Source organism: Streptomyces sp. NPDC048057 (genome assembly GCF_040653095.1).
GTDB lineage: Bacteria > Actinomycetota > Actinomycetes > Streptomycetales > Streptomycetaceae > Streptomyces.
In genome coordinates this window covers 1-5,529 of the sequence record NZ_JBEZNF010000065.1, presented here as the reverse complement: position 1 = coordinate 5,529, position 5,529 = coordinate 1, and the positions used below count along the sequence as shown (strand labels likewise).

Genomic DNA, 5,529 nt, shown 5'->3' with positions numbered 1-5,529 from the left:
TTCCAGAACAGCCACCGCAGGCACCTCGCCACCCGCGGCCAAGTCCTTCACATCGCCCGCACTGACCACCGGCACCCAACCCAGCACCTCACCCCACGACGCCGGCACCTCAACCCAGTTCACCTCGAACAGCGAATCCCCCACGTCCGAAGCCGCCCCCAACTGCTCCGCGGACACCGGCCGGGACACCAGCGAGTCCAACGTCACGACCAGACCGCCGGTCTCGTCGGCCGCCGCGAGGGACACGGCCCCGGGGCCGTCGGGTGCCAGCCGCACCCGCAGCGTGGAGGCGCCGACGGCGTGCAGCACCAAGCCGTTCCAGGCGAACGGCAGCACCGGCCGACCGGAGTCCCCCGTCGAATCCTCCGTCGGACCCTCGGGCGACTCCGCCGTGGCGGCGAGCATCCCGGCGTGCAGGGCCGCATCAAGGAGCGCCGGGTGGATGCCGAACCCGTCGGCGTCCTTGCGCTGCTCCTCGGGCAGGGCCACCTCGGCGAAGAGTTCGTCGCCGCGCCGCCACACGGCCCGCAGGCCGCGGAACGCCGCCCCGTAGCCGTAACCACGCTCGGTCAGTTCGTCGTAGAAGTCGCCGGGGCGCACGTCCACCGGCTGCGCGCCGGGCGGCGGCCAGACGGCGAAGTCGACGTCACTCACGCCGCCGTCCGGCCGGGCAGTGGTCGACAGCAGGCCCGCGGCGTGCCGCGTCCAGGCGTCGGTATCGCCGTCGCCCTCGCGTTGGGAGTACACCTCCACCGAGCGCGACCCGGTAGCGCCTGGTGCGCCCACCGCGACCTGCACCCGTACGCCGCCCCGCTCGGGCACCACCAACGGCGCCTCGATCACCAGCTCTTCCAGAGCACCGCACCCGACCTCGTCACCGGCCCGCACCGCCAGCTCCACCAACCCGGTACCCGGTACGAGCACCACTCCGCCGACCGTGTGATCGGCCAGCCACGGGTACGTGCGCAGCGACAGGCGCGAAGTGAAGACCAGCCCGTCGGAGTGCGGCAGCCGCACCACCGCCCCCAGCAACGGGTGGTCCGCCGCCGCCTGTCCCAACGACGCCGCGTCCGTGGCCGACTCGCCGGGCTGGAGCCAGTAGTGCTGGTGGTCGAAGGCGTACGTCGGCAGGTCCAGGCTCCGGGGCCGGCGCGGGCCGGGCAGCAGGCGCGCCCAGTCCACGGCCGCGCCCCGTACGAACAGCTCCGCCAGCGACGCCAGCAGCGTCGGCTCCTCCGGGCGGCCTTCGCGCAGGGCGGCGACGCACGTCGCGCCGGCCGTCGTGGCGCTGACCGTCTCCTCGACCAGGCCGGTCAGGGCAGCGCCGGGCCCCATCTCCACGAACAGCGTGCCGCCGAACTCCACGGCGGCTGCGACGCCGTCGGCGAACCGGACCGGCCGCCGGACGTGTTCGGCCCAGTAGCGGGGGTCGGCGAGTTCGTCGGGCCCGGCGAGCCGCCCGGTCACGTTCGAGACCACCGGGATCTCGGGCGACCGCCACGCCACCTCGGCGAGTTCCGCGGCGAAGTCGGCCAGCATCGGTTCCATCCGCAGCGAGTGGAAGGCGTGCGACACCGCGAGGCGCTTCGTCTTGTGTCCCCGTTCCCGCAGCACACCGGCCGCCGCGAGGACCGTTTCCTCGTCGCCGGAGAGCACCAGCGCGGCGGGGCCGTTGACCGCCGCGACCTCCACGCCCTCGCGCAGCAGCCCGGCGACCTGCTCCTCGCTCGCGGCGACCGCGACCATGGCGCCGCCGGGCGGCAGCGCCTGCATGAGCCGCCCCCGGGCCGCGACCAGGCGGGCCGCGTCCGGCAGTGACAGCGCGCCCGCCACGTATGCGGCGGTGACTTCGCCGATGGAGTGCCCGATCACCGCGTCCGGCCGTACGCCGAAGGACTCCACGAGACGCGCCAGGGCACTCTCCACGGCGAACAGGCCGGCCTGGGTGAACACCGTCTGGTCCAGCAGGTCGGCGCTGCCCGCCACCGTGCCCAGGACCACGTCCCGCACCGGGTGGTCGACCCAGCCGGCGAGGCACGCGTCCAACTGTTCGCAGGCCTCGTCGAAGGACTCCGCGAACAGCGGGTGCCGCTCGTACAGCTCCCGGCCCGCCCCCACCCGCTGGGAGCCCTGCCCGGGGAACACCCACACGACCTTGCCCACCGCGCCCGAGCCCGCGACCCGTCCGGACACGACACCGGCGGCGCTGTCGCCCCGCGCGAGCGCCCCGAGCCCGGTCAGCGCTTCGTCGGCGGAGCGCGCGAGGACCACGCCGCGTTCGTCGAGCAGCGCCCGGTCCGACAGGAGCGCCCCGGCGACGTCCACGAGCGACGCGCCACCGCCACCGGCCGCACTGGAGTCACCGGACTCCAGGGGCTTCACGTACGTCGAGAGTCGCGCGGCCTGTCCCGCCAGCGCCCCGGCTCCGCCCGCGGAGACCACCAGTGGGACCACGCCCCCGGGTTCCGCGCGCTCCGGGACCGGCGCGGCCTGGACCGCGGGTGCTTCTTCCAGGATCACATGGGCGTTGGTGCCGCTGATGCCGAAGGAGGACACCCCGGCGCGGCGCGGACGGTCCTCGCGCGGCCATTCCCTGGCCTCGGTCAGCAGCTCGACCGCGCCCGCCGACCAGTCCACCTCGGTCGTGGGCTCCTGGACGTGCAGGGTGGGCGGCATGACGCCGTGCCGCAGCGCCTGCACCACCTTGATCACACTGGCGACACCGGCGGCGGCCTGCGTGTGCCCGATGTTGGACTTCAACGAGCCGAGCCACAGGGGCCGTTGCGCGTCCCGTCCCTGTCCGTAGGTGGCCAGCAGCGCCTGCGCCTCGATCGGGTCGCCCAGGGCCGTGCCCGTGCCGTGGCCCTCCACGACGTCCACGTCCGACGGGACGAGTCCGGCTCCGGCCAGTGCCTTGCGGATCACCCGCTCCTGCGAGGGACCGTTCGGCGCGGTCAGGCCGTTGGACGCGCCATCTTGGTTGACCGCGCTGCCCCGGATGACCGCGAGGATCCGATGGCCGCGCTCCTGGGCGACGGAAAGGCGTTCCAGGACGACCACGCCCGCGCCCTCGGCGAGCCCCATGCCGTCGGCGCCGTCGGCGTACGCCTTGCACCGTCCGTCGGAGGCCATGCCGCGCTGCCGCGAGAACGCCACGAACGTGCCGGGCGTCGACATCACCATCGCGCCGCCGGCCAGCGCCATCGAGCACTCGCCCTGCCGCAGCGCCTGCGCCGCCAGGTGGATGGCCACCAGGGACGACGAGCACGCGGTGTCCACCGTGACCGCCGGGCCCTCGAAGCCGAAGACGTACGACACCCGGCCCGACGCCACGCTCCCCGCCACGCCCGTGCCGGTGAAGCTCTCCAGCTCCGGGGCGATCACTCCGACACCGGCCCCGTACCCCTGGCTGGACACGCCGGAGAACACCCCGACGTCCGTGCCCTTCAGCGCCACCGGGTCGATGCCCGCCTGCTCCAGGGCCTCCCACGAGGTCTCCAGGAGCAGCCGCTGCTGCGGGTCCATCGCCAGCGCCTCACGCGGCGAGATCCCGAAGAACCCCGCGTCGAAGAGCCCCGCCCCGCGCAGGAAACCGCCCTGGTCCGTGTAGGACGTACCCGGGTTGTCGGGGTCCGGGTCGAAGAGCCCCTCCAGTTGCCAGCCGCGGTCGTCGGGGAAGCCCGACACCGCGTCCCGGCCCTCGTGCACCAGGCGCCACAGCTCGTCCGGCCCCGTCACCCCGCCCGGCAGCCGGCAGGCCATCCCCACGACCGCCACCGGCTCGCCCGCGTGCGACGAGCCCTGCTTCCGCAGCTGGTGCAGTTCGGTCGTGACGCGCTTGAGGTACTGGAGGAGCTTTTCGTCCGTGGCCATTGTTCAGTCCTCACAAGGGTTGGATGGAACCGCGGAGCCTCTGGTCGGTCTCGGACGGGGACCCGGCGGGTCCCGGGCTCACACGAGCCCCAGTTCGTCGTCGATGAAGTCGAGGACTTCGTCGGCCGAAGCGGATTCCAGCTGCTCCGCGACCGTGGCGGCGGCCCCCTGCTCAAGGACGCCGTTGCACCTGGCCACGAGGCCCTGGAGGCGCAGCGCGACGCTGGACTTCATGGCCGCGTCGAGGGGCAGCGCGCCGATCAGCGCCTCGACGTCCTCGATCCGCGCGTGCACGCGGGCGAGCACGTCGTCGGTGACGCCGAGCCCGGCGCGCAGATGACGGGCGAGGACCAGCGGGTTCGGCTGGTCGAAGACGAGCGTGGCGGGCAGCTTCAGGCCGGTGGCCGCGCGCAGCCGGTTGCGCAGCTCCACCGAGGTGAGGGAGTCGAACCCGACGTCCTTGAACGCCGTGTCCGCGCGCACGCCTCCCGGCCCGCTGTGTCCGAGCACGGCCGCGGCCTGGGTGCGGACGAGGTCGAGCAGCAGGGCCTCCTGCTCCGCCGCGTCGAGGCCCGACAGGCGGCGGACGAGTTCACCGTCGGTCGCGGCTGCCGCCCGTGCCTGTTGCCGGGCCGCCGGTACGAGGCCGCGCAGCAGGGGCGGCACCCCGCCGCCGCCCGCCGCTCCGGCGCGCACGCCCTGGAGGTCCAGCTTGACCGGTACGAGCAGCGCCCGCCCGGACGTCACAGCGGCGTCGAACAGCTCCATGCCCTCGGCGGGCTTGATGCCCACGACGCCGGTGCGGCTGGCGCGCCGGTTCATCCGTGTCTGGTCAGCCGTGCTGAGGTGCGTGGTCATGTTGGTGGCGTGCTCCCACGTGCCCCAGGCGAGGGAGAGCCCGGGCAGTCCCGCGGCCCGCCGATGCGCCATCAGCCCGTCCAAGAAGGCGTTCGCCGCCGCGTAACCGGCACTGCCCGCACCCATGAACACGGACGACGCCGACGAATAGACGACGAACGCAGCGAGATCCAGATCGCGCGTCAACTCGTCGAGGTGGCGCACCGCGTCCACCTTCGGCGCGAACACCCCCGCCAAACGCTCCGGCGTCAGCGCCCCGATCACACCGGCGTCGAATGCACCCGCCGTGTGAACGACACCCGTCAGACGGTGCTCATCGGGTACGCCCGCCAGCAGCGCCTTCACCTGGTCCCGGTCGGACACGTCACAGGCCACCACGGACACGGTCGCGCCCTGCTCGGTCAGCTGGGTGACGAGATCCGACACTCCCTCGGCATCCGCACCCCGCCGACTGGCCAGGACCAGACTCCGCACCCCGTGCCGGTCCACCAGGTGCCGGGCCACCAGCGCGCCCAGCGACCCGCCGCCCGAGACCAGCACGGTCCCCTCCGGCCCGAACGCCGGTGTCACGTAAGGGACTTCCTCCGACACGCGAGCGAGCCGGGGCACGGAGAAGTCGCTGCCGCGTACCGCGATCTGCGGTTCTCCGGCGGCCAGGGCCGCTCCCAGCGCTGCGTCCACCGTGACGTCGGCATCCAGCAGAACGATCCGGTCCGGATTCTCCGACTGCGCGGCCCGCACCAGACCCCACACCGCCGCTCCGGCCGGGTCACTCACCACTCCATCACCCGCGGACAC

General features: G+C 73.8%; 2 protein-coding genes. Both read right to left on the bottom strand.

Annotated elements, in window-relative coordinates; genetic code table 11:
• Window positions 1-3,873: type I polyketide synthase (locus AB0E05_RS36290; RefSeq protein WP_361971863.1), on the bottom strand; the 3,873-nt coding region annotated here is incomplete at its 3' end.
• A 78-nt stretch (window positions 3,874-3,951) separates the two neighbouring features.
• Window positions 3,952-5,529 (bottom strand): beta-ketoacyl reductase (locus tag AB0E05_RS36285; protein WP_361971861.1); only part of this gene is annotated, 1,578 nt, incomplete at its 5' end.